General features: G+C 67.9%; 25 protein-coding genes. 12 read left to right on the top strand and 13 right to left on the bottom strand.

Annotation, left to right across the window (positions count from 1 at the left end; translation table 11 throughout):
- The first annotated feature begins 3 nt into the window (after window positions 1-3).
- The gene (locus ACFWFP_RS23220; RefSeq protein WP_379298236.1) at window positions 4-717 is read left to right on the top strand and encodes a TIGR03089 family protein; all 714 of its coding nucleotides are present in this window, start codon (window positions 4-6) and stop codon (window positions 715-717) included.
- A 103-nt stretch (window positions 718-820) separates the two neighbouring features.
- Window positions 821-2,149, top strand: coding sequence for a cytochrome P450 (locus ACFWFP_RS23225; protein ID WP_379298238.1), 1,329 nt, complete (start codon window positions 821-823; stop codon window positions 2,147-2,149).
- A gap of 53 nt (window positions 2,150-2,202) precedes the next feature.
- Here the strand turns inward: ACFWFP_RS23225 and ACFWFP_RS23230 are convergent, their stop codons facing one another.
- Window positions 2,203-2,901 (bottom strand): response regulator, encoded by a 699-nt coding sequence (locus ACFWFP_RS23230; RefSeq protein WP_379298240.1) that lies wholly within the window; start codon window positions 2,899-2,901, stop codon window positions 2,203-2,205.
- Entirely contained in the window at window positions 2,898-4,451 is a 1,554-nt protein-coding gene (locus ACFWFP_RS23235; RefSeq protein WP_379298242.1) for an ATP-binding protein, read from the bottom strand. Before ACFWFP_RS23235 ends, ACFWFP_RS23230 begins: the two co-directional genes overlap by 4 nt.
- A gap of 97 nt (window positions 4,452-4,548) precedes the next feature.
- Between ACFWFP_RS23235 and ACFWFP_RS23240 the strand changes: the two genes are divergently transcribed.
- Window positions 4,549-5,913, top strand: coding sequence for a cation:dicarboxylate symporter family transporter (locus tag ACFWFP_RS23240; RefSeq protein ID WP_379298244.1), 1,365 nt, complete (start codon window positions 4,549-4,551; stop codon window positions 5,911-5,913).
- A gap of 13 nt (window positions 5,914-5,926) precedes the next feature.
- Here the strand turns inward: ACFWFP_RS23240 and ACFWFP_RS23245 are convergent, their stop codons facing one another.
- Window positions 5,927-6,145 carry a DUF4287 domain-containing protein gene (locus ACFWFP_RS23245; RefSeq protein ID WP_379298246.1) on the bottom strand — a complete coding sequence of 73 codons (219 nt, stop codon included), beginning with the start codon at window positions 6,143-6,145 and terminating at the stop codon, window positions 5,927-5,929.
- 74 nt (window positions 6,146-6,219) lie between these two features.
- Entirely contained in the window at window positions 6,220-6,636 is a 417-nt protein-coding gene (locus ACFWFP_RS23250) for a DUF4267 domain-containing protein (RefSeq protein ID WP_379298247.1), read from the bottom strand.
- 109 nt (window positions 6,637-6,745) lie between these two features.
- Between ACFWFP_RS23250 and ACFWFP_RS23255 the strand changes: the two genes are divergently transcribed.
- Entirely contained in the window at window positions 6,746-7,333 is a 588-nt protein-coding gene (locus tag ACFWFP_RS23255) for a TetR/AcrR family transcriptional regulator (RefSeq protein ID WP_379298249.1), read from the top strand.
- A gap of 122 nt (window positions 7,334-7,455) precedes the next feature.
- Window positions 7,456-8,925 carry a phytoene desaturase family protein gene (locus ACFWFP_RS23260; protein WP_379298251.1) on the top strand — a complete coding sequence of 490 codons (1,470 nt, stop codon included), beginning with the start codon at window positions 7,456-7,458 and terminating at the stop codon, window positions 8,923-8,925.
- On the opposite strand, the gene ACFWFP_RS23265 is transcribed toward ACFWFP_RS23260, so the two are convergent.
- From ACFWFP_RS23265 to ACFWFP_RS23305, 9 genes are all read right to left on the bottom strand, one after another.
- Window positions 8,916-9,869, bottom strand: a complete 954-nt coding sequence (locus tag ACFWFP_RS23265) for a cation diffusion facilitator family transporter (protein ID WP_379298253.1) — start codon at window positions 9,867-9,869, stop codon at window positions 8,916-8,918. The genes ACFWFP_RS23260 and ACFWFP_RS23265 overlap by 10 nt on opposite strands.
- A gap of 265 nt (window positions 9,870-10,134) precedes the next feature.
- Window positions 10,135-11,049, bottom strand: a complete 915-nt coding sequence (locus ACFWFP_RS23270) for a cation diffusion facilitator family transporter (RefSeq protein ID WP_379298255.1) — start codon at window positions 11,047-11,049, stop codon at window positions 10,135-10,137.
- 55 nt (window positions 11,050-11,104) lie between these two features.
- Window positions 11,105-12,895, bottom strand: a complete 1,791-nt coding sequence (locus ACFWFP_RS23275) for a zinc ribbon domain-containing protein (RefSeq protein WP_379298257.1) — start codon at window positions 12,893-12,895, stop codon at window positions 11,105-11,107.
- Between the two features lie 161 nt (window positions 12,896-13,056).
- Entirely contained in the window at window positions 13,057-14,277 is a 1,221-nt protein-coding gene (gene manA / locus ACFWFP_RS23280) for a mannose-6-phosphate isomerase, class I (RefSeq protein WP_379298259.1), read from the bottom strand.
- On the bottom strand, window positions 14,277-15,497 hold the full coding sequence (locus ACFWFP_RS23285) for a tobH protein (RefSeq protein WP_379223435.1): 1,221 nt from the start codon (window positions 15,495-15,497) through the stop codon (window positions 14,277-14,279). Before ACFWFP_RS23285 ends, manA begins: the two co-directional genes overlap by 1 nt.
- Before the next feature lie 136 nt (window positions 15,498-15,633).
- Entirely contained in the window at window positions 15,634-17,013 is a 1,380-nt protein-coding gene (locus ACFWFP_RS23290) for a phosphomannomutase/phosphoglucomutase (protein ID WP_379298261.1), read from the bottom strand.
- A 52-nt stretch (window positions 17,014-17,065) separates the two neighbouring features.
- Window positions 17,066-17,443: a DUF3499 domain-containing protein gene (locus ACFWFP_RS23295; RefSeq protein ID WP_084472805.1), complete on the bottom strand. Its 378-nt coding sequence runs from the start codon at window positions 17,441-17,443 to the stop codon at window positions 17,066-17,068.
- A gap of 80 nt (window positions 17,444-17,523) precedes the next feature.
- Window positions 17,524-18,006, bottom strand: coding sequence for a metallopeptidase family protein (locus tag ACFWFP_RS23300; protein WP_266292638.1), 483 nt, complete (start codon window positions 18,004-18,006; stop codon window positions 17,524-17,526).
- A 122-nt stretch (window positions 18,007-18,128) separates the two neighbouring features.
- Window positions 18,129-18,362, bottom strand: a complete 234-nt coding sequence (locus tag ACFWFP_RS23305) for a WhiB family transcriptional regulator (RefSeq protein WP_133733920.1) — start codon at window positions 18,360-18,362, stop codon at window positions 18,129-18,131.
- A gap of 562 nt (window positions 18,363-18,924) precedes the next feature.
- On the opposite strand from ACFWFP_RS23305, the gene cofD reads away from it, so the two are divergent.
- The 7 genes from cofD to ACFWFP_RS23340 all read left to right on the top strand — a co-directional run bounded on the left by cofD (window position 18,925) and on the right by ACFWFP_RS23340 (window position 24,249).
- Window positions 18,925-19,911, top strand: coding sequence for a 2-phospho-L-lactate transferase (gene cofD / locus ACFWFP_RS23310; RefSeq protein WP_379298263.1), 987 nt, complete (start codon window positions 18,925-18,927; stop codon window positions 19,909-19,911).
- On the top strand, window positions 19,908-21,278 hold the full coding sequence (locus tag ACFWFP_RS23315; protein WP_379298265.1) for a coenzyme F420-0:L-glutamate ligase: 1,371 nt from the start codon (window positions 19,908-19,910) through the stop codon (window positions 21,276-21,278). Before cofD ends, ACFWFP_RS23315 begins: the two co-directional genes overlap by 4 nt.
- The gene (locus ACFWFP_RS23320; protein WP_379298267.1) at window positions 21,275-21,808 is read left to right on the top strand and encodes an NUDIX hydrolase; all 534 of its coding nucleotides are present in this window, start codon (window positions 21,275-21,277) and stop codon (window positions 21,806-21,808) included. The genes ACFWFP_RS23315 and ACFWFP_RS23320 overlap by 4 nt, the downstream gene beginning before the upstream one ends.
- 197 nt (window positions 21,809-22,005) lie before the next feature.
- Window positions 22,006-23,244, top strand: coding sequence for an alkane 1-monooxygenase (locus ACFWFP_RS23325; RefSeq protein WP_379298269.1), 1,239 nt, complete (start codon window positions 22,006-22,008; stop codon window positions 23,242-23,244).
- Window positions 23,241-23,414 carry a rubredoxin gene (locus ACFWFP_RS23330; RefSeq protein ID WP_379298271.1) on the top strand — a complete coding sequence of 58 codons (174 nt, stop codon included), beginning with the start codon at window positions 23,241-23,243 and terminating at the stop codon, window positions 23,412-23,414. The genes ACFWFP_RS23325 and ACFWFP_RS23330 overlap by 4 nt, the downstream gene beginning before the upstream one ends.
- Entirely contained in the window at window positions 23,411-23,593 is a 183-nt protein-coding gene (locus ACFWFP_RS23335; protein WP_379298273.1) for a rubredoxin, read from the top strand. The genes ACFWFP_RS23330 and ACFWFP_RS23335 overlap by 4 nt, the downstream gene beginning before the upstream one ends.
- Window positions 23,590-24,249 carry a TetR family transcriptional regulator gene (locus ACFWFP_RS23340; RefSeq protein ID WP_379298274.1) on the top strand — a complete coding sequence of 220 codons (660 nt, stop codon included), beginning with the start codon at window positions 23,590-23,592 and terminating at the stop codon, window positions 24,247-24,249. Before ACFWFP_RS23335 ends, ACFWFP_RS23340 begins: the two co-directional genes overlap by 4 nt.
- Window positions 24,250-24,286: the final 37 nt, after the last annotated feature.

Here is a 24,286-nt window from a genome sequence, read left to right on the forward strand (position 1 = left end):
CCCATGCGTGAGCCGAATTCGACCCTGACCGACGCCCTCCTCGACCCCATCCTCGAACGCGATCCCGCCGGACCGCGCGTCACCTGGTACGACGACGCCACCGGTGCGCGGATCGAACTGTCCGGGCTGACGCTGGCCAACTGGGCCGCCAAGACCGCGAACCTGATCCGCGACGAATTCGCGCTCACCCCGGGCGCGAGGGTCGCGGTGCTGTTGCCCGCGCACTGGCAGACCGCCGCGGTGCTGCTCGGCTGCTGGTGGGCAGGCACCGAAGTGGTGCTCACCCCCGATCCCGACGCCGACCTCGCGCTGGTCACGCCCGACCGGCTCGACGATGCCGACGGTGTCGACGAGGTGGCGGTGCTGTCGCTGGACGCCATGGGGACCCCGGTGCGCGACCTGCCGGTCGGTGTCACCGACTTCGCGACCGCGGTGCGGGTGCACGGTGATCAGTTCCTGCCCGGTGGTTTCCGGGCCGCGCTCGACGGGCTCCCGGTGCCGGAAGTGCTCACGATGGCACGCAAATCCGCCGCACTGCAAGATTTTTCCGCCGGCGACCGGGTGTTGTCGAGTACGCCGTGGGAGACGGTGCAGGAGCTGATCGACGGCTTCGTCGCGGTGTTGTTCGCCGGGGCCTCGCTGGTGCAGGTCGTCAATCCCGATCCGGCCGGTGTCGAACATCGGGTCGTCACCGAGAAGGTGACCGTCCGGCGCTGACTCCTACCCAGGTATAGGTTCGGGTCCACCTCGGGGACGTGTCGCGAGTCACACCCCGGCCGTACTGTGGAAGCAAGACTTCGGCAGAGCGGCAGGGGTGGCGATGATTGCGAAATACTGGGTTCGATGGTCGGCCGAACACGGGGCGCCGCGGGCGATCCTGCGATGGCAGGTGCGTCGCGGCGATCCGTTCTCGACGTTGCTCAGCGGTCAGCGGGGCCTGCACGATCCGTATTCGCTGATCGATGAACTGCGCGGTCGCGGCGGCGTGATCAAGACGCCGGTGTCCTACGCCACGTTCGATCACGCGCAGGTCCGAGCGATCCTGCGCGACCCCCGATTCGGCGTGCGCCCTGCCCTCAACGCGGACCTGCCCGCCCCGTGGCGCACGCTCGCCGCGCTGGTCACGGTGCCGCCCAATCCGGTCGAGCCGCCGTCGATGCTGGTCCTCGACCCGCCGGAGCACACCCGGATGCGCAAGCCGGTGGCGTCGGCCTTCACCCCGCGCGCTATCGCCCGGCTGCGCGAGCGCGTGGAGGTGGTCACCGCCGAACTGCTCGAGGCGATGCCCGCGAACGGCTCGGTCGACCTGATCACCGATTTCGCGGCCAGGGTCCCGATCGCGATCATCGCCGACATGCTCGGCTTCCCGCCCGCGGACCGCGAGATGTTCCTGCACTGGGGCGACAAAGTCACGCCGTTGCTCGATCTCGGCACATCGTGGCGGACCTATCGGGCCGCGATGGCCGCGATCGAGACCATGGACGACTATCTGGCCGACCACATCGCCACGTTGCGTCGCGCACCGGGCGAGGACATCCTGTCCACTCTGGTCAGCTCGGGCGATCTGAGTCTGCGGGAACTGCAGGCGGGCGCGAGTCTGCTGATGGGCGCCGGTTTCGAGACGACGGTCAATCTGATCGGCAACGCGGTCGCCGCGCTGTCGGCCCACCCCGACCAGCTCGCCCTCGCCCAGCACGACCCCGAACGCTGGCCCGACGTGGTGGAGGAAACGCTGCGGTTCGATCCGCCCGTCCAGACCACCGCGCGCCAAACACTCGAGGATGTCGACATCGACGGTGTGCGAGTGCGGGCGAACAGCACGGTCATCCTGTCGCTGGCCGGGGCCAACCGCGACCCGGCGGTCTTCCCCGACCCGCATCGCTTCGATATCGACCGCCGCAACGCCAAGGACCACCTGGCCTTCAGTAGCGGCGTCCACTCCTGCCTCGGTGCGAGCCTGGCCAGGATGGAAGCGGTGCACGCACTACGCGCGCTCTACACCCGCTATCCGAATCTGCGTTTGCGCGGTGAGCCGGTCCGCCGAAACCTGTTCACGCTGCACGGTTTCGAGCACATGCCGGTCGACCTGGGTCCGGTCGCGCGAATCGCGGCGCCCGATGACCTGGCGGGTGCCTCCCGTCCCGCCTGAGCCCGGTGCTCACGCGGCCGGACTGCTCGCGCTGTGCAAGCCCTCGTGCGGGCTTACGTGCTCGCACGCCAGCGGTAGCGGGTCTTCGGGCGACCGGCCCGGCCGTAATCGGCGCGGCGCTCGGCCAGGCCGTCGTCGGCGAGCTTCTCGAGATACCGCCATGCTGTGATCCGCGAAACACCTACGGCCGCAGCGGCATCGGTGGCCGTGATACCCGATTCGGCCGCGCGCACCGCCCGTGACACCTCCTCCAGGGTGTGCTGGACAACGCCTTTCGGCGCACCGGCCTTCTGGTCGGCGGTGCGCAGCGCGCCGAGCGCGCGGTCGATGTCGTACTGCGACAGCGCCGCCTCGCCCGCGGGCAGCGCGGTGTTGAAATCGCGGTAGCGCTCCAGCTTCTCGCGGAACGCGGCGAACGTGAACGGCTTGAGCAGGTACAGCACCACACCGTGCGCCACCGCGCTGCGCACCATGTTCAGTTCGCGCGCCGAGGTGATCGCGATGACGTCGGGGCGCGGCTGGAGCCCGTTGAGCGCGGCGGCCACATCGAGGCCGCTGATATCGGGCAGCCCGATGTCCATCAGCACCAGATGGAACGGATTGCCGTCGGCGATCGCCTCGGCCGCCACCCGCAGCGCGTCGCGTCCGGTGTGCACGACCCCGCCGGTGACGAAACCGTCGAGCCTTTCGAGATAGGCCCGATGTGCCTGGGCGATCAACTGCTCGTCCTCGACGATCAGAACGCGGATCACGGTGTCTCCCTCAGCGGAATGCGAACGATGACCGCGCTGTGTGGTGCGGCCGTGGTGGTGATGGTGCCGCGATGTCGGTCGACGAGGCGGTGCACCAGAGCGAGGCCGAGGCCCGCGTGGTCGGATTTCGTGGTGTAGCCGCGTTCGGCGGCACGCGAGAACATCTGGGCCGACATGCCCGGCCCGCTGTCGGACACCTGGACCCACAGCGCGCCGTCACGATGACACACCGACACCTCGACGCGCTTGTCGACGGTGCCGGCCGCCGCGTCGATCGCGTTGTCGATCAGGTTGCCTGCCAGCGTCACCGTCTCCTGCGCCGACAGCGGATCGGTGGAGTCCAGCGCGGTGTCCTCGCTGATCGCCAGGCTCACGCCGCGCTCGGCGGCCTGGTCGACCTTGCCGAGCAGCAGCGCGGCCAGCGCCGCGTCACCGACGGCGGCCAGCAGCCGGTCGATCAGCACCTGCGAGAGCTGCAGCTCCGCGGTCGCGAAGGCCACCGCCTCCTCGGGGCGGCCCAGCTCCACCATGGTCACCACGGTGTGCAGCCGGTTGGCCGCCTCGTGCGCCTGGGCGCGCAGCGACTCGGCGAAGCCGCGTACCGAGTCGAGCTCGCCGAGCACCGCGCGCAGCTCGGTCTGATCGCGGATGGTGAGCACGGTGCCGATATCGCGGCCCTCCCAGCTCACCAGGTCCTGGTTCACCAGCAGGATGCGGTCGGTGGTCACGTGCGTCTCGTCGCGCACCACGCCCCCGCTCATCTGTTGCAGCGAGACCGGCAGGTCGCCGCGCAGGACCGGACCGTCAGGTAGGTCGAGCAGGGTGCGCGCCTGATCGTTGACGACCTCGGCGGCCTCGGATTGGTCGCCGAACACCACCAGCCCCTCGTGGACGGAGTGCAGCACCGCGTCGTGGTGCTCGTAGAGCGCGCGCAGTTCGTCGGGGGCCAGACCGTGGGTCTGGCGACGCAGCCTGCGGCTGATCAGGAACGACGACAGCGCGGCCAGCGCGAGACCCATCGCGGCCACGCCGAGGATCAGCGGCAGCTGGGAGGCGACCTGGGTGCTGATCTTGGCGCGGGTGACACCCGCCGAGACCAGCGCGACCACCCGGCCGTTGTCGTAGACCGGAGTGACCGCGCGGATCGACGGGCCGAGGGTGCCGGTGAAGGTCTCGGTGAGAGTCTGGCCCGCCAGAGCGCCGTCGATGCTGCCGACGAAGGGCTTGCCGATCAGATCGGGGTTGGTGTGGGTGTAGCGGGTGCGGTCGGGTGCCATCACGACGATGAAGTCCATGCCGGTCGCTGCCCTGATCCGCTCGGTGGTCGGTTGCAGCAACCCGCTCGGGTAGGGCGAGTTCACCGCGGCCAGGGTCGACGGCGACCGCGCCACCGTGACCGAGACATCTCTGACCTGCATTTCCGCGGCCAGGTCATGGTCGCGTCTGGCGTCGAGTACGGCCAGGATCGTGCCGACGGCGATCAGCAGCGCCAGCACCACCAACTGCCATACGAAGGCCTGTCCCGCGAGCGACAGTCGTCCTCGTCGCACCTCTTGCCTCCGACCTGGATTCTCGAACGTTATGCACAGATATGAAACTTATGGACCAAAGTGACGGCCGTCACAATAGTTGCTCATGCTCGTCGGCATGAGTGATACCACCGCAGCGCGGAAACGCGACCATACCCACTGGCTGTACATCGCGGTGATCATCGCCGTCGTGGCCGGCGTCGTTGTCGGCCGGGTGGCCCCGGAATTCGGTCAGTCACTCGCGCCGCTCGGCACCGTATTCGTGAACCTGATCAAGATGATGATCGCACCCGTCATCTTCTGCACGATCGTCCTGGGCATCGGTTCGGTGCGCGCGGCCGCGACCGTCGGCAAGGTGGGCGGCCTGGCCATCGGCTATTTCCTCGCGATGTCGACGGTCGCGCTCGGCATCGGGCTCGTCGTCGGCAACCTCATCGATCCGGGCGAGGGCCTGGACGTGGGCGCTTCCGGCGCGGGCGCGAAATACGCCGATCAGGCGCACAGTGCGGGCGGCACGTGGGACTTCATCCAGAACATCGTGCCGACCACACTCGTGTCCTCGCTCACCGCGGGCAGCGTGCTGCAGGCACTGTTCGTCGCGCTGCTGGTCGGGTTCGCCGTGCAGGCGATGGGCGAGGCGGGCGCGCCGATCCTGCGCGCGGTCTCGCTGGGTCAGAAGCTGGTGTTCCGGATCCTGTCGATGATCCTGTGGCTGGCGCCGATCGGCGCGTTCGGCGCGATCGCGAACGTGGTGGGCCGCACCGGCTGGTCGGCGGTGGTGCAGCTGGCGACGCTGATGATCGCGTTCTATCTGACGTGCCTGGTGTTCGTGTTCGGTGTGCTCGGCGTGATCTTGCGGATGGTCTCGGGCGTCTCGATCCTGAAGCTGTGCCGCTACCTGTCGCGTGAGTACCTGCTGATCGTGGCGACCTCGTCGTCGGAGTCGGCGCTGCCGCGACTGATCGCGAAGATGGAACACGCGGGGGTGGAGCGCACCACCGTGGGTGTTGTTGTCCCGACCGGGTATTCGTTCAACCTCGACGGCACCGCCATCTACCTGACGATGGCCTCGATCTTCATCGCCGACGCCATGGGCAAGCCGCTCGAGCTCAGTGAGCAGGTCGGCCTGCTGCTGTTCATGATCATCGCGTCCAAGGGCGCCGCGGGCGTCACCGGCGCCGGTCTGGCCACCCTCGCCGGTGGGTTGCAGAGCCATCGCCCCGACCTGCTCGACGGGGTCGGCCTGATCGTCGGCATCGACCGCTTCATGTCGGAAGCCCGTGCGCTGACCAACTTCTCGGGCAACGCGGTGGCGACGCTGCTCATCGGCACCTGGACCAAGACGGTCGACGCGGACCGGACTCGGCGGGTGCTCGACCGTGAACTGCCGTTCGACGAGGAGACGATGGTCGACGACCATGTCGACGACCAACGCGTCGACATCACGAAACCTGCTCCGGCGCAGGTGGTCGACGCGCAGTGAGCCAGCCGAAAGGCTAGATCCTGGACCACTTGCCGGGGTTGAGGTGGAACTGCACCAGGGCGGTGGCGTGGCCGTGGCCGAGGCCGTGTTCGGACTTCAGCCAGGTGACCAGGGCGGTGTGCCCGGTCGGCTCGGCCGCGGCGAGCAGGGTGAACCACTCGTCGACGGTGCGCCCGTACTTGGTCTCGATGGTGGGGAAGTAGGACGTGGGGCCGTGCGGCGCGTTCGCCATGGGTGGTTCCTCCTCGATGGTTGTTCGTTATCGGTGAAGACGGTGCGGTGGGCCGGAATTCATCGCTGAGGGGGTCATGCCGTGACGAGCGGGCGATCGGTGGTGGCGACGCGACGTTCGCGGATCAGCAGCACACCGGCGAGCGCGACGAGTACGGCGGTGAAGCCGTGAACGCCGAACGCGGTGGCGGTGGAGCCGTGCCAGCTCAGGACGGTGGCCATATCCCCGAACGGCGTGAGCGAGGTGGCCAGCATGGCGACGCCGAGCGCGAAGCGCTGCCTGGTGGCCAGCAGGCCGAGGATCACCAGGCCGCTCACCACGTCACGGACGCCCTTGAGATTGAGGAAGGCCACCGCGTCGCCCTCGGGGACGGCGGGCAGACCGAAGCCCGCGGCCGTCAGCTCCGGCGCGACCAGATAGTTGATGCCGACGTAGATGATGAACAGCCCGCCGAGCAGGGAGAGGGCGGTGGCGATACGCGAGGTGGTCATGAGGTGCTCCTGAATCTTGTTGCTTGCTCCGAAATCTAGCGGCGCTAGATCTCGCGAGAACAATAGCCTGACCCTCGCTGTCTTGTCTAGCGTTGCTAGAATATCGAGCATGAGCACCCAGCAGCGCAAGGAACGCGAACGCGCCGAACGGCATCAGCGGATCATCGACACCGCGCGCGAAATGGCCGAAGCCGAAGGCTGGGACGCGGTCACCATCCGCAAACTGGCCGACCGCATCGAATACAGCCAGCCCGTGCTCTACAGCCATTTCGCGAACAAGGCGGCCATCGTCGGCGCCGTCGCCCTGCAGGGCTGTGTCGAACTCGCCGAGCAACTGAAGCTGGCCCGCGAGGCGGCGACCACCCATGCCGAGGTGATCGCCAACGTCGCCCGCGCCTACCTCGACTTCGCCACCGCCAATCCGGCCCGCTACGACGCCATCTTCCAGCAGAAGACCGACCTGAACTTCGGACTCGAGGCCCCGCAGCCGCTGCGTGACGCCTTCGCCGGTCTGGAAGCGATGTTCTCGCCCTACGCCGAGGGCGACGATCTCGGCGCCCGCACCGAAGTGGCCTGGGCATCCCTGCACGGTCTGGCCACCCTCGACCGGAGTGGACGACTACGCCCCGAACTGCGGGAACGACGCCTCACCCTGCTGGTCGACGGGACCAGCGAAGCGACAGCCGATCCGGCCTGAGCGAGGCGATGCCGCGCCGAAGCGGCCGGGTGACCGAGCGCACCTCGACGGGCCCCTCGCTCCGCGTAGGTTGGAAGCAACGACGCGGGTCGGCACAGCGGCCGAGGGCGAAGGGACGGCGGATGGCGGAAGTCGTAGTAGTGGGGTCGGGGCCGAACGGTCTTGCCGCGGCGGTGATCGCGGCTCGCGCCGGGTTGTCGGTGCGAGTCCTCGAAGCGCAGGACCAGGCGGGCGGCGGATCGCGCACAGCCGAGCTGACACTGCCCGGATTCCATCACGACATCTGCGCGGGCGCGCATCCGATGGCGTTGGCATCACCGTTCTTCCGTGCGTTCGACCTCGCGGCGCACGGCGTCGACCTGCTCACCCCGACCGTGTCCTACGCGCACCCGCTCGACGGCGGCATCGCCGGATTGGCTTGGCGCAACATCGAATCCACCGTCGCCGACCTCGGGCCTGACGGCCGGCCGTGGCGGGACCTGTTCGCGCCGCTGGTCGAGCGCTGGCCCGACGTCGTCGACCTGGCCATGTCGGATCTGCGCCACCCACCACTGCGCGTCGGCACCGGCATCAGGTTCGCGACCCGCCTGCTCGAACAGGCGTCGCCGCTGTCGGACAACCGTTTCAGCGGGGACGTCGCGCCCGCGATGTTCAGCGGCGTGGCCGCCCATGCCATCACCTCACCGCGCGCCTTCCCCGCCGTCGGCGCGGCACTGCTGCTCGGCACCCTCGCGCACGTGGGCGGCTGGGTGATCCCGCGCGGTGGCAGCCAGGCCATCCCGAACGCGATGATCGCCGAGATCGAGCGCCTCGGTGGTGAGGTACGCACCGGGCACCGGGTCGACGAGTTCGCCGAACTCGCCACCGCGCGCACGGTGCTGTTCGACACCTCGCCCGCCGAACTGCTGCGCATCGCCGGTGACCGTCTGCCCTCGCGATATCGCAACGGCCTCGGGCGTTTCCGGTACGGCAACGCCGCGTGCAAGGTCGACTTCGCGTTGTCGGGACCGGTGCCGTGGGCCGCGCCGGGCGCCGACCTGGCAGGCACCCTGCACCTGGTCGGCACCAGGGCGCAAGCCATGCACGCCGAACATCAGGTCGCCACGGGCACTTTCGCCGATCAACCGTTCGTACTGGCTATTCAGCCCGGTGTGGTCGACCCCACCCGGGCGCCCGAGGGGCAGCACACCCTCTACACCTACGCCCACGTCCCCCACGGCACCGATCGCGATATCAGCGACCAGGTCATCGACCAGGTCGAACGGTTCGCGCCCGGTTTCCGCGACCTGATCCTGGCGAAACATGTGACACCGGCGGCCTTCATGCCCGCGCACAACGCCAACTACCTCGGCGGCGACATCTCGGCGGGCGCGATGACCACGCGCCAGACCCTGTTCCGGCCGCTCGCTCGCTGGAATCCCTACTCCACCCCGATTCCGGGCACCTACCTGTGCTCGTCCTCGACCCCACCGGGTCCCGGTGTCCACGGGATGCCGGGGCTGCACGCGGCGCATCACATGCTGCGCAACCGATTCGGCATCGTCACCGACCCGCTCGACCTGTTGCGTGGCGCGGCGCCCGCCTACCGGTAGGGCTTCATCGGCGCGTCGTGGACCTGGTCGGGCTCGAACACATCGGGCTCGAGATAGATCGTGCACGTATTCGGCACGGCGGCGTGAATGCGGGCGTCCGCGGCGTCGATCGCCTCGGACACCTGCGTGATGTCGAGCCCGGCGTGCAGCGCGATCTTGGCGTTGATCAGCAGATCCTGGGGCCCGAGGTACTGGGTCTGCATCCGGATCACGCGCTCGATCCGCGGATCGGCCAGCAGCGCCGACCGAATCGCGGTGTCGTCCTTGGCCGTCGCGCCCTCACCGATCAGCAGGCTCTTGGTCTCCACGATCAGGATCACCGCGTTCACACCGAGCAGGATGCCGATGAACAACGTGCCGACACCGTCCCATACCGCGTTTCCGGTGAGCACCGACAGACTCACCCCCGCCAGGGCGAACAGCAGGCCGATGATCGCGCCCGCGTCCTCGAGCAGCACCACGGGCAGTTCCGGATTGCGGGTGTGGCGGATGAAATGCCACCACGAATTCTTGCCCTTCAGCGGCGCCGACTGCTTGCGCGCGGTACGGAAACTGGCGCTCTCCAGTACCAGCGACACCCCGAGAATCCCGATCGCGACCCAGGCCGAAACGATCTCCTCCGGGAACCGGATCTTGTGGATCGCCTCGTTGATCGCGAACAGCGAACCCATCACGAACAGGACGAGCGCGACGACGAACGAATAGAAATACCGATTGCGCGAGTACCCGAAGGGGTGCAGCGAGTCCGCGGGCTGGTCGGCCCGATTGCGGCCGACCAGCAGCAGCGCCTCGTTGCCGGTATCGGCCACCGAGTGCACCGCCTCGGCCAGCATCGCCGACGAGCCGGTGATGAACGCGCCGATGAACTTCGCGACCATGATCCCCGCGTTCGCCCCGAGTGCGGCGAGGATCGCGATCTTGCTGTCTCCACCTTGCTCGGCCATATCGAAACGCTACCGCCGACCACGAGCCACACCCGAACCCCGCACCGTGTCGCCGACCCCCACGTTCTCGGCGCGCCTCCGCCTCTGGACTGAGTGGAGGGTGCGACGAAGGAGTACCCGGAGGGAGGGAAGAGGCGGAGTTAAGCGCCGAGAACCGCGGCGCCAGCCGCTCAACAACTCCGAGAACCGCGGCGCCAGCCGCTCAACAACTCCGAGAACCGCGGCGCCAGCCGCTCAACAACTCCGGGAACCGCGGCGCCAGCCGCTATTTAACTCGGTACAGATCGGGTTCGAGGTAGATCAGGCGGGCGGTGGGGACTGCCGCGCGTACACGCATTTCGGCGGCGTCGATGGCCTCGGCCACATCGGCGATGCCCAGGTTCGGCGCGAGGGCGACCTTGGCGGCGACCAGCATTTCCTCCGGGCCCAGGTACTGGGTCTTGAGGTGGATCAGCGAGGTGATCTGAGTGCCGTCGACCAGGTTCTCGCGGATGGCGCGACCCTGTTCAGGGGTGGCGCCTTCACCGATGAGCAGGCTTTTCATCTCGATGATCAGCACGATCGCGATGACGCCGAGCAGGATGCCGATGGACAGGGTGCCGATGCCGTCGAAGATCGGGTCGCCGGTGACCATGGTGAGCCCCACGCCACCGAGGGCGAGCACGAGGCCGATCAGCGCGCCGGTGTCCTCGAGCAGCACCACCGGCAGCTCGGGGCTGCGCGAGTTGCGGATGAACTGCCACCAGCTCGCCTTGCCCTTGAGCGGCTTGGATTCGCGCACCGCGGTGAGGAAGCTGTAGGTCTCCAGGCCGATCGCGATCACCAGGATCACGATCGCGACGATCGGCTGACTCAGCTCCTCGGGATGCTGGACCTTGTGGATGCCCTCGTAGATCGCGAACACCGAACCGAGGGTGAACAGCACCAGCGCCACGACGAACGAGTAGAAGTAGCGGTTGCGGCCGTACCCGAACTGGTGCAGCTCGTCGGCGTCCTTGGCGGCGGCGCGCTGCCCGAACAGCAGCAGGCCCTGATTCGAGGTGTCGGCGACCGAGTGCACGCCTTCCGCCATCATCGAGGCCGAACCCGTGATGAACGCGCCGACGAACTTCGCCACCGCGATCCCCGCATTGGCCGTCAATGCCGCGAGAATCGCCTTCTTGCCACCACCAGCCGACATGCCGGCCCGCCCTTCTGTTCACTGAACACGACTCGCCACAGCGTCTACTTGAATCTCATACCTTTGCCACTGATGTAACAGAAGGTGGAGACAAAAGTACCTCACGGCTACCCGTAACTCCTTGCTCTGCTACGGGTTCGACCGTGCCCCACACCGACGCTTGTGGCGCAGGAACCAACTTTCTCTGTTTCACCCCCACCCGCGGTATCGCTGCGAGAGCACTACGACGGACCCGGCGATGCCGAGACCTGCGCGGTGTCGGACTGATCTTGTCGCGGCATCGGCGCACCGGGACATGCTCGATAACCCGGACCTGTGGATTCCGGCCGCGCTGTCGAACGGCATTACCGCGCCCCAACAACCCGCGTTTGGCCAGATTCACACCCGCCACATGATCACGATTGCCACCGACCTCACAGCGCACACACCACGCCTGATGGTAACCACCAGGGCGAGAGACCGGTTCGTCACAGCTCGGACATAACGCCGACGACCCGCGCGCGGGAACCAACATCACGACCACGCCCACTCCGGCCGCCGTATGGGTGAGGGCTTCGACAGCCTTGCGACGTGCGGACTGCGCTGCCCGGTTGTTGTTCACTCGACCGTGTCTGCGCGGTTCCAGCGTCGTGAGGTCTTCGACCGCGATCACTTTCGCTGCTGTCGCGGTGGCGTAGTCGGTGACCATACGACCGAAATGAAAGGCAAGTTCGCGGTTGATCTTTCCTCGTTTGATGCCGAGGGCGGTGCGGTGCCGGTCGAGGAGTGCGATCTTGGTTTCCAGTTCGGTACGCACCTGTGGCGCGGCGGTCGCGGCGAGCACGGTCAACCGCGCTGCTTTGCGTTGCAGCAGTTGACCTTCGGCTTGTAGTCGCGCCAGTTTGATACCTAAGCCACGGTCGTTGTAGGTCCAGCCGCGATAGTCCGAGACCAGCCCCTGGGGGGTTTCGGTGACCAGAGCAGCGGCCCCGAGAGTCGTGGGTGACCAGTCCACACCCACCGCGGTGGTCCCCGTCGAATCGGCCGCCGGGACGTGCTCGGTCGCCGCGCAGCGCAGTAGCAGGCCTCGACGGTCCAGGACCAAAGTCGGCAGGTGCCACTCGGTGACCGCCCTGTGGTTCAGGTGCGCCGGGATCCCGGCACTGAGCCGAACCCACCGCCACTGCCCACGCCCCGCCGGGGCGGCGCTGGTAGGTAGTTTGATCGTCAACACCATGACAGCGTCAGTGACGGTGACCTGTGCGAGTTGTTTATCGGCTGCGGAAAGCCTGGCCATCACCGAAGTCTGTGGTGGACCCTGCACTTCAGTGATCCGCAAACGTTCAGCGCTCGGCCCACCGGCGCGACGGGCACGAGCGGCGAGCTGGCGCACTACGCCTCGGGCGAAACCCGAAGGCACGTACTCCGCGGCGGAGGTAGGTGCGGCCAATGCGCCGGTGACTGGATCGAACCGGGCAGACAACGCTGTGATCGCGGTGTCACGGTATGCCAACGTCCGCAGGGTGGACATCGCTTGGGAGGCCACCACCCGCGTCACCCGCGATGGCGCGTAGACCCCGCTGGGGTAGATCGGGTTCCAGCCCAACCGTGCGGCGGCGACGTGGCCTTGAAGTGGGAGCTTGCGGCCTCGGGGGTCGCGGTCGGCTTTTAGGGCATCGAAGGTAGTCGGTTGCCACAACCGTGATACCAACTCCGCTTGGGCGGCGTGGATCAGCTCGAGCATCCATCCGACGCGGATGTCGATGTCGTCGAGACCTATCGACTCACCGGTGACGTCGTCGACCGCTACAAAGGGACGAGTGGTGAACGAAAACTGGCGCAGTGCGGTAGATCTGGTATTGGTCATCGGTTACCCCTTTCTCTCACAGTGATGCCCCGCAGTCGAGAAGGTGGCGTTGATTCCTGAACAACATCGCCATCAGCGACGTGTCGCTATGCTCCCGCAACACGTCGACCGTAACCCCGGCCACCGACAGCGTGAAGCCTTCGATTGGTCTCGGCGGCTTTTCAGCTCCCGTCGCCGACGCAGGCGCTGAACAGTTGGGCGGGGCCGCGGAGCGCACGCGCCTTGATGTCGGTGTCGGCGGCGGAGATCCAGGCCGCGCTGCCACGTTCGACGACGAGCGTGTGCCCGTTCTCGGAGAGCTCGAGCGTGCCCGCGGTGCACAGCACGATGCCGGGCCCGGCATCGGCGAGCACGACCGGCTCGTCGTCGGCGCTGAGGTCGAAGCGGCACAGGGCGAATTCCGGTGCGGGCGTGCGGTACCGGATACCGCCGTCGCTGCCGGGTTCGGGTTCGATCACCGGCAGGTCGATCGGCTCGAAGTCCAGCACCCGCAGCAGTTCGGGCACGTCGACGTGCTTGGGGGTGAGCCCGCCACGCAACACGTTGTCGGAATTGGCCATGATCTCCACGCCCACCCCGCGCAGGTACGCGTGCAGATTGCCGGCCGCGAGGAACAGCGCCTGGCCCGGTTCCAGGGTCAGCCGGTTGAGCAGCAGCGCGGCCAGGACACCCGCGTCGCCGGGGTAGACCTCGGCCAGTTCCAGCGCGGTGCGCACCTCGGCGGTGAACGCACGCGCCCCCTTACCCGACAGGTAGGTCACGCAGCCCTCGAGCACCGTGGGCAGCAGCTTCGACAGCGCGGCGGGCGGCAGCGTGATCCAGGTGGTGAACAGGGTCCGCAGACCGGCCGAATCGGGCTGGGCGGCAAGCAGTTCGGCGTAGACGTTGAGGCCGGGCACATCCAGCGCGCGCAACAGGTCGACGGTGCGGTGCGGATCGCGGAACCCGGCCAGCGCCTCGAAACGTTCCAGCGCGACAACGAGTTCGGGTTTGTGGCTGTCGTCGCGGTAGTTGCGCAGCGGCGAATCCAGCGCCACGCCGGTGCGGTTCTCGCGTTCGAAACCGGCACGCGCCTGCGCCGAACTCGGGTGCGCCTGGAGCGAGAGCGGTTCCTCGGCGGCGAGGATTTTCAGCAGGAACGGCAACCGGGCGCCGAAAGTATCGGCCACCGTGCCCAATTCGCCCGCCGGGTCGGCGACGAGAACCTCGAGCAGCGATCGCGTGCCCGAGCCGGTCTGCACGTGCGCGGGATCGGCCGGGTGCGCGCCGAACCAGAGTTCGGCTTCGGGATGGGCCGAGGGCACCGGCCGTCCGCACAGCTGAGCGAGCGCGGTGCGCGACCCCCATGCGTAAGAACGCAGCGCACCAACGAGTTCCTGCACTAGTAGCGTCCCCCGTCGTATCGATCCGGTTCGGGCGCGGCGGCACCGCGCGCACCGGTGAGTCGGAGATAGGCCGCGGCCATGTCCAGCCGCAGCGCGAGCACCGCGAGCTGCTCGAGTTCGCTGCCGTGTCCGCCCCCCGCGGCGGAGTCGGCGGCGGTGCGTTCGATCGCGGGTGCGGCGCCGGGGTCGGCGAGCTGGGATTGCAGCACGTCGACATCGGCGTGGACCAGATCGGCGTCGACCAGGCCCGCGCCCGCGCCTTCGAAGACCGCGAGCTTGCGCCGGGCGGCGGCCTGGTCGGGATGCACGCTCAAGGCCAGCACCCGGACCCGGTCGACCGGCGCGGGACCGTCGAGTTCCTCGTCGTGGAACAGCGGATCGAAGCCGGGCGCGGTGCCGCCGGTGGCAGCGGCCAGACGCCCGACCGCGGCGACGGCGTCGGCGAGATCGGCGGCCGAAGCCAACCGGCCCGCGGACTGCAACAGCACCTCGGCGCCGTGACCGGCCAGTTCGACCGCCGCGGGCGAGTCGCCCGCGAGGACGACACCCACACCGTGCATCCGCGCGGCGAGGGTCTTGGCCGGGTTGTGGAAGACCTCGTTGGTCGGGCCGTCGCGCAGCGCTTCGGCGTCGAGCATGTCGGCCAGCGCGGTGAGATCGGGCGTGGCCGGGCCGCTGCGCTGGGCGTCGACCCCACGCAGGACGGCGATGCCGACGGCGAGGAAACGCAGCAGCCGGTTGTGGTCGAGCACGGGTACCCGCGGTTCGAGCACGATGGCGCGACCGGCGGCGACCGCGCGCAACGGACCCTCGTTGGGCGCGGCGATCACCACTTCGGCGCTGCGGCGCAGGGCACGGTCGACGGCGTCGATCAGCCGCGGGTCGCCCGCGTCGTCGCCGGCCACCAGGACCACGTCCAGCGGACCGACCCACGGCGGCAGCGCGGTGACGGGCACGATCGGCAGCCCTGCCCGGTCGCCGAGCGTGGCGACGAGCAGTCCGGCCGCGCGCGCGGCGCGACCCGATCCCGCGACCAGCACCAGGCTGCGCGGGCGCAGGTCGGAGAGCCGTTCGATGAGCGAGGTTTCCGCGACCGCCGCCGCGGTGGCACGAACCTGGGCGCCGCCGGAGGCCGCCGAGCGCAGGGCGCCGCCGGTGTCGGCCGCCGCCAGTGACTCGGCATCGTCGAGGTCGAAGACCGGTGTTCCAGCGATCATCGCCGAATCCACCTCCCCTCATCGCGCTGTGTCGTCTGTGACTCCACTATTCCAGCCGGGCACCGGCAATGCTCGTGATCTGCCGTCGCCGAATACCGGGCATGTGATTCCACGGGTACTGGTTTCATCTTCCCAGTCAGGCGCGGACGATGCTCAGGATCTCGGTCACGAGTGCGTTTACATCGTCGCGCGATCCGGCCTCGACATTGAGTCGGAGCAGCGGTTCGGTATTCGATGCGCGCAGGTTGAACCAGGCGTGGTTGCCCAGGTCGACCGTGACGCCGTCCATCCGGTCCACCGATTCGGTGCGCTCGGCGAACGCGGCGAGCACGGCGGCGGTGCGGTCGGCGGCGTCGGCGACGGTCGAGTTGATCTCGCCCGAGGCGGCGTACACGTCGTAGGCGGCCATGAGGTCCGAGACCGTCCGCTCGCCCTCACCGAGGGCGGCCAGCACGTGTAACGCGGCCAGCATGCCCGAGTCGGCACCCCAGAATTCGCGGAAGTAGTAGTGCGCGGAGTGCTCGCCACCGAACACCGCGCCGGTCGAGGCCATCTCCTGCTTGATGAACGAGTGCCCCACCCGCGTGCGTACCGGCTTGCCGCCCAGCTCCTCGACCAGTTCGGGCACCGCACGCGAGGTGATCAGGTTGTGGATCACGGTGGCGCCCGGCTCCTTGGCCAGCTCACGCTGCGCCACGATCGCCGTGATCGCCGAGGGGGACACGGGCTCGCCGCGCTCGTCGACGACGAAGCAGCGGTCGGCGTCGCCGTCGAAGGCCAGGCCGATGTCGGCGCCACTGGAACGCACCAGCGCCTGCAGGTCGACGAGGTTCTTCGGGTCCAGCGGGTTGGCCTCGTGGTTGGGGAACGAGCCGTCGAGTTCGAAGTACAGCGGCACGATCGTGATCGGGCCCAGGGTGCCCAGGACGGCGGGCACGGTGTGGCCGCCCATGCCGTTGCCCGCGTCGACCGCGATGGTGAGCGGGCGGATCTCGTCGAGGTTCACCAGTTCGCGCAGGTAGTCCGCGTAGTCGGCGAGCAGATCGGTGCTGGTCGCGGTGCCGGGCGCGCCGTCGTAGGCGGGCACACCCTCGATCACCTCCGCGGCGATGGTCGCCAGCCCGGTGTCCTGGCCGACGGGCAACGCGTTCGCGCGGCACAGCTTGATGCCGTTGTACTCGGCCGGGTTGTGACTGGCGGTGAACATGGCGCCGGGACAGCCGAGCTTGCCCGAGGCGAAGTAGAGCTGGTCGGTGGAGGCCAGACCGATGTGCACCACATCCAGGCCCTGGGCCCGCACGCCCTGCGCGAATGCCTGGGACAGCGCGGGGGAGGACTCGCGCATGTCGTGTCCGATCACGACGCGGGTGGCGCCCTCTTCGCGCATCAGGCGAGCGAAGGACGCGCCGACATCGCCGACGAACGCCTCGTCGATCTGTTCGCCCACCACCCCGCGGACGTCATAAGCCTTGATCACGGCATTCACGAGTTCGCCAGAGCGCGCGAGGGTCGTCATGTGGCTAACCCTAGCGGGCTGCACCGACTCTTCGGGATCCTGGCCGGACTAGCTACGGATCCGGCAGAACCCGGAGGTGGCCCCGGCGGCCCGTGCGCGCGGTGCGCGGGGCTGCGGGCGCGTTGTCGCGGTAGCCGGGTTGGTCGGCTTCGGCGGCGGGACGGCGACGCAGGCCCGCTTCGCGCACGGCTTCGGCCAGTGCGGTGAGATCGTCGTCGTCCGGGGTGCTCGAGGAGAAGCCGCCTTCGTGGCGGACCAGTTCCCAGCCCTTGGGCGCGGTGATGCGGCAGGCGTGCGTTTCGCAGAGATCCCAGGAGTGCGGTTCGGCGACGGTGGCCAAGGGTCCGACGACAGCGGTCGAGTCGGAGTACACATAAGTCAGCGTCGCTACAGCCGGGTTCTTGCAGCCGGGTCGGCAGCAACGACGCATAGGGATCACGACGTCGAGATTAGCCCTCCGCGGCCCGAAAGTGGATACGGACACGCCTAAAGGGGAAGGCAGAGGTACGCCTATTCGGGATCGGGATCGATCAGATCGGGGTCGACGCCGAGGTAGGTCGCGATCTGCTGGACGAGGACCTCGCGCAGCAACTCGACCAGATCGTCGGGATCGGCGGCGCGCAATTCCAGCGGCTTGCGGAACAACACCACTCTGGCGCGCGTGGCCGCACCGTGGCGGTCGACGCCCGCGGGGATCAGCCGCGACAGCGGCACCGGGCCGTCGGCGACCACCTCATCCGGCCAGGTGACCGAATCAGGATGCAGTGGACGGATTTTCGGAACATCGTCGACGGCGATATCGAGCTTGGTGAGGCGATCGTGCCAGCGGGTGTCCAAGGGGGCGAACGCTTCGAGCACGAGCCGATCGAATTTCTGGCCCCTGGTGCGCCACGCGGGCACCGTCGGCGGGAGCATGGGGCCACGGACACCGCGGCCGCGGCGGGTCACCGAACGAGCGGTGGGTGCCGGAGAATGACGCCGGGAACGTGCCATGGGTCTTTCACCTCTCTCGCAACCACCGTGAAGATCGAAGGGCGTTCGCCCGGAGACACCGACGTACTGCGCCTGCGTGGCTCCGGGCCAGGCCTGGAGAGAGTCTACTTTCGAACAGTCACTTAACCGATTCCGCGCTTGAGCCTGCGACGCTCTCGTTCCGAGAGACCGCCCCAGATGCCGAAGCGTTCATCATGTGCCAGTGCGTATTCCAGGCACTGGTCACGTACTTCACAACCCAAGCAGATTCGCTTGGCCTCACGCGTCGAGCCGCCCTTCTCGGGGAAGAACGCCTCGGGGTCGGTCTGAGCGCAGAGGGCGCGTTCCTGCCACTGCTCTTCGATCGACTCGAACATTTCGTCGAAGCCCGTCACGACCAGACTCAGCCGGGGAGCCGCGACTTCGCTTTCCACGTCCGGTTCCTGCCAGCTCATGTCAGCGCAGACAGCGTGAGCTGCGCCTGCTGTGGAATCGGTCGGCGAGACCAGATCTTCGGTCATCGTTCCGCCTCCTCACTATGTGTTAGCGCAGAATGATTCTTTCCGTCGGTCCGATGAGATCTCCGACGGCCCAACACCGCGACGTAGTCTCGCGGGCTTCCCCGAGCCTGCCTTCCGGCGAGCGGGAACCCTCTCGCAAACGTCCCCTGCGCTATGTCCTCGCGCTGCGACCGTTTCCGGTGACTTGGAACCCTCTCGCAAACGCCCCCGCGCTATGCCCTCTCGCGGTGACCGGAATGACATGTCTGTGATTAGACACGCCGCACTTGCCGGTGGTCAACCCGCCGTCACCCTTCCGTTACACTCCGCACCCGCCTTTCGTGTTGATCTTGTTATGTGCTGTGGCAAATGATCAGCAACTTCGCTGAAATTCAGCGCGGAAGCAACCGGCAACCGCCACTCACTAGGCTGTGACCCTGTGACTGCACAACACGCGGTGCGCGAGCCCAAGATCGCCGTTCTCGTCGGCGGTGTCGGCGGTGCCCGGTTCCTCCAAGGCGTCCGGCAGCTGCTGCCCGAAGCCGACATCTCGGCCATCGTCAACGTCGGCGACGACGTCTGGATGCATGGCCTTCGCATCTGTCCCGACCTCGACACCTGCATGTACACCCTCGGTGGTGGCATCGATACCGAGCGTGGCTGGGGCCACGCCGACGAAACCTGGCACGCGAAAGAGGAGCTGGCCAAATACAACGCCCAGCCCGATTGGTTCGGCCTGGGCGATCGCGATATCGCCACCCATCTCATTCGCACCGAAATGCTGCGCGCCGGATATCCGCTGTCCGCGGTCACCGAAGCGCTGTGCAACCGGTGGCAGCCGGGAGTGAAGCTGATTCCGGCTACCGACGATCGCTGCGAAACCCACGTGGTGGTCAGCGATCCCGACAACGCTGGCGAACGTCGCGCGATCCACTTTCAGGAATGGTGGGTGCGGTATCGCGCGGCGCTCCCGACACACGGATTTGCCTCGATCGGCGCCGAGCAAGCCTCGCCGGCGCCGAATGTGACCGAAATCATAGGCTCCGCGGACGCCGTGTTGCTGGCCCCGTCGAACCCCGTGGTGAGCATCGGCGCGATCCTCGCCGTGCCCGGAATCAGGGGCGCGCTGCGCACCAGCGAAGCCAAGGTGATCGGCCTCTCGCCGGTGATCGACGGAAAGCCGTTGCGCGGCATGGCCGATGAGTGCCTGACCGCGATCGGCGTCGAGTCCACCGCGGAGGCGATCGGCCGCCACTACGGCGCCCGCTCGGCCACCGGCATCCTGGACGGGTGGCTGGTGCACTCCACCGACTCCGCCGATGTTCCCGGCGTCGAGGTGCGCAGCGTCCCGCTGTTGATGAGCGACCCCGAGGCGACCGCCGAAATGGCGCGCGCCGCACTGGAACTGGCGGGAGTGAAGCCGTGAGCGCGCAGGAGAACGACACCGGCGCCGTGTTGCCCGACCACGCCGCCGACGAGTTGCGGATCCTCCCGGTGACCGGGCTGCCGGAGTTCCGCCCCGGCGACGACATCGCCGAACACCTTGCGGCACAGGCGCCATGGCTCGCCGACGGCGACATCATCGTGGTCACCAGCAAGATCGTGTCGAAGGTCGAGGGGCGCATCGTCGTCGCGCCGATCGACCCCGAGGAGCGCGACACCGCCCGTCGCAAGCTCGTCGAGGACGAAGCCGTGCGGGTGCTCGCGCGCAAGGGCCGCACCCTGATCACCGAGAACCGGCTCGGCATCGTGCAGGCGGCCTCCGGTGTCGACGGCTCCAATGTGGCCGAGGGTGAATTGGTGCTGCTGCCTGTCGATCCCGACGGCAGCGCGAAGGCCCTGCGCACCGCGCTCGCCCAGCGGCTCGGCGTCGAGGTGGCTGTCGTCGTCACCGACACCATGGGCCGGGCCTGGCGCAACGGGCAGATCGACGCGGCCATCGGGTCGGCCGGGCTGCGGGTGCTCCACGACTACGCAGGCTCTGTCGATGGGCAGGGCAACGAACTGCACGTCACGCAGGTGGCCATCGCCGATGAGCTCGCCGCCGCCGCCGATCTGGTCAAGGGCAAGCTCGGCGGGGTCCCGGTGGCGGTGGTGCGCGGGCTGCGGACCGACGACGACGGTTCCACCGCGGCGGCGCTGCTGCGCGGTGGCATCGACGACCTGTTCTGGCTCGGCACCGCCGAGGCGCTCGAGCAGGGCCGCAAAGAGGCTGTGCCGCTGCGTCGTTCGGTGCGCGCGTTCGCCGCCGACGCGGTGGACCCGGAACGGATTCGCGCCGCCGTGGCGGTCGGCCTCACCGCGCCCGCACCGCACCACACCCGTCCGGTGCGCTTCGTCTGGCTGCGCGAGGCGGCGTTGCGGGCGCGGCTGCTCGATGCCATGACCGAGAAGTGGCGCGCGGACCTCACCGCCGACGGGCTCGACCCCGACCGTGTGCGGCGCCGAATCGCGCGTGGCCGAATCCTTTTCGACGCGCCGGAGGTGATCATCCCGTTCTGTGTGCCCGACGGCGCCCACGGCTATCCCGATGCTCGTCGCCAAGCCGCCGAGCAGACGATGTTCACGGTGGCCGTCGGCGCGGCGGTGCAGGGACTGCTGGTGGCGCTGGCCGCCGACGGCCTCGGCAGTTGCTGGATCGGCTCGACCATCTTCGCGCCCGAGATCGTTCGCGAGGTCCTCGGGCTCGACGAGGACTGGATGCCGTTGGGCGCCATCGCGATCGGTCATCCACTGGAGGAGCCCGTCGCGCGCACCGTCGGCTCCGCAGGCGCGGGCCTGGTGGAACTGTGAGCGCGGAGTCGCTGCACGCGTCGGCGACCGAGTTGCTCACGCACTGGGAACCCGGGACCCGCGCGGATCACTCACTGCGCGAAGCGTTTCTGGCCTTCCTCGGCTCGGCGCCGCGAGGCTGTCTGCGCGAACACGCGCCCGGCCACATCACCGCGTCGGCGATCGTGCTGTCGCACGACCGCCGCGACATCCTGCTCACCCTGCACCCACGCGTCGGTCGCTGGATCCAGCTCGGTGGCCATTGCGAACCCGACGACAAGACCGTGCAGGACGCGGCGCTGCGGGAGGCGGTGGAGGAATCCGGCATCAGCGACCTGATTCTCACGCCGGGTCTCTACGGCGCGCAGGCGCACCCGATCACCTGCTCGCTCGGCGTGCCGACGCGGCATCTCGACCTGCTCTTCGAGATCGTGGCACCCCCCGGCGCGGTACCGGTCCGCAGCGCCGAATCGACCGATCTGCGGTGGTGGCCGGTCGACGGGCTACCGCCCGGCGCTGACGTGCTACTTCCGGTCAGAGGCCGAATGTAAAGGCCCCTGAAAAGGTCACTGACCTGTAACGACGGCGACCGTGTCCAGTTCGGGCACGGTCGCCGTCCGCGTTATCGGGCCGTCACTGCTTTACAAATTGGCCAATTTGTCTAGACAGCGGACGCATCCGGACATATCGTCTGTGACAGAGAGTTACGCACATCACATGTGTGAGATGTGCCTCGGAACTGGAGACGATGATGTCGACTGATGCCAACGCGTCCGAGCAGCGGGTCGCACCGCCGCAGTGGCGAGATTCCAAGCGATATTTGTGGCTGTGGGGGTTGTTCGCCCCGACCGGCCTGTTCACGATCGCGATCCCCCTGATCTGGGGCCTCAACCAGCTCGGCTGGCATCGCATAGCCGAGATCCCGTTCTGGCTCGGGCCGGTGCTGGTCTACCTCGTGATCCCGCTGGCGGACCTGTTCTTCGGTCCCGACGGCGACAACCCGCCCGACGAGGTGATGGAGTACCTGGAGAACGACAAGTACTACCGCTACCTCACCTACCTGTACCTGCCGTTCCAGTACGCCTCGCTCATCTTCGCCTGCTACATCATCACCGCGCCGAACCTGCACTGGCTGGGCTTCCCCGGCGGCGCCAATGTGGTCGACAAGATCGGCATCGCGATCAGCGTGGGCATGATCGGCGGCATCGGCATCAACACCGCGCACGAACTCGGTCACAAGAAGGTCGGACTGGAACGCTGGCTCGCGCGCATCGCGCTGGCCCAGTCGTTCTACGGGCACTTCTACATCGAGCACAACCGTGGCCACCACGTGCGGGTCGCCACTCCGGAGGACCCCGCGAGCTCGCGCATCGGTGAGTCCTTCTGGGCCTTCTGGCCGCGCACGGTCTGGGGCAGCCTGCGCTCGGCCTGGCATCTCGAGAAGGAACGTCTGGGCCGGCTCGACAAGAGTCCGTGGACGCTGCGCAACGACGTCCTCAACGCCTGGGCGATGTCGGTGGTGTTGTGGCTCGGTTTGATCGCCGTGTTCGGCATCGAGGTGCTGCCGTATCTGATCCTGCAGGCCGTGATCGGTTTCAGCCTGCTCGAATCGGTGAACTATCTCGAGCACTACGGCCTGGTCCGGCAGAAGACCGCGAGCGGACGCTACGAACGACCGGCGCCCGAGCACAGCTGGAACAGCGACCACATCGTCACCAACATCTTCCTCTACCACCTGCAGCGTCACAGCGACCATCACGCGTATCCGACCCGGCGCTACCAGACGCTGCGCAGCTGGGATGGTGCGCCGAACCTGCCCAGTGGCTATGCCAGCATGATCCTGCTCGGCTACTTCCCGCCGATCTGGCGCAAGGTGATGGACAAGCGCGTACTCGCGCACTACGGCGGGGACGTCACCCTCGCCAACATCGAACCCAAGCGCCGCGAGCAGGTGCTGGAAAAGTACGGAACCGAGGTGGGGTCGTGAGCGCCTACAGATGTCCGGTGTGTGATTTCGTCTTCGATGAAGCCAAAGGCGCGCCACGCGAAGGATTTCCGCCTGGCACACTGTGGACGGCCGTTCCCGACGACTGGTGCTGTCCGGACTGTGGGGTGCGGGAGAAGATCGACTTCGAGGCGGTAGGAGTTTCGCAGTGACCGACTACAAGCTGTACCAGTGCGCACAGTGCGGTTTCGAGTACGACGAGGCCCAGGGCTGGCCCGACGACGGCATCGCCCCCGGCACCCGCTGGGAAGACATCGCCGACGACTGGACCTGCCCGGACTGCGGTGCCCGCAAATCCGACTTCTTCATGGTCGAGATCGAACGTTCGTGAGCGTCGCGGGTACCCCGCGCACCGGTTCGCGCATCCCGTACCAGGAGGCCGCGCGCGAATTGCTGCGCAACTCGGTCCTGGACGGGATGCGCGAACTGCTCACCGAGCGTGACTGGTCCAAGGTCACGCTCGGTGACGTCGCGGCCAGGGCCGGGGTGAGCAGGCAGACCCTCTACAACGAGTTCGGTTCGCGCGCGGGGCTCTCGCAGGCTTACTCGCTGCGCCTGGCCGACGACCTCGTCGATCATGTGCGCGAGGCGCTCGACGCCAATGTCGGCGACGCGCGCGCCGCGATCCGGGTCGGGATGAGCGGCTTCTTCCTCTCCGCCGCGGGCGACCCACTGGTCCGTTCGCTGCTGAGCGGGGAGATGAAGCCGGACCTGTTGCGGTTGATCACGCTCGACGCGGCCCCGCTGCTCGAGCACGCCACCGCGCGCCTGACCCAGGTCTTCGTGCACAGCTGGGTGAACGCGACCGACGCCGAGGCCGATGTGCTCGCGCACGCGCTGGTGCGGATAGCGTTGAGCTATATTCCGAATCCGCCCGTACCGGAGCGCGACGCCTCGGCCGAGATGAGCGCACTGCTCAGCCCGTACGTCGAGGCAATTGTGCAGGTACGGGGGATGCGTATCCCATCCGGTGAAGTAGATCACTGAGAGATGTCATGAGCTCTGATTCGCTCTTGTGTAACCA

This window comes from Nocardia sp. NPDC060249 (genome assembly GCF_042728755.1).
Taxonomy (GTDB): Bacteria; Actinomycetota; Actinomycetes; order Mycobacteriales; family Mycobacteriaceae; genus Nocardia.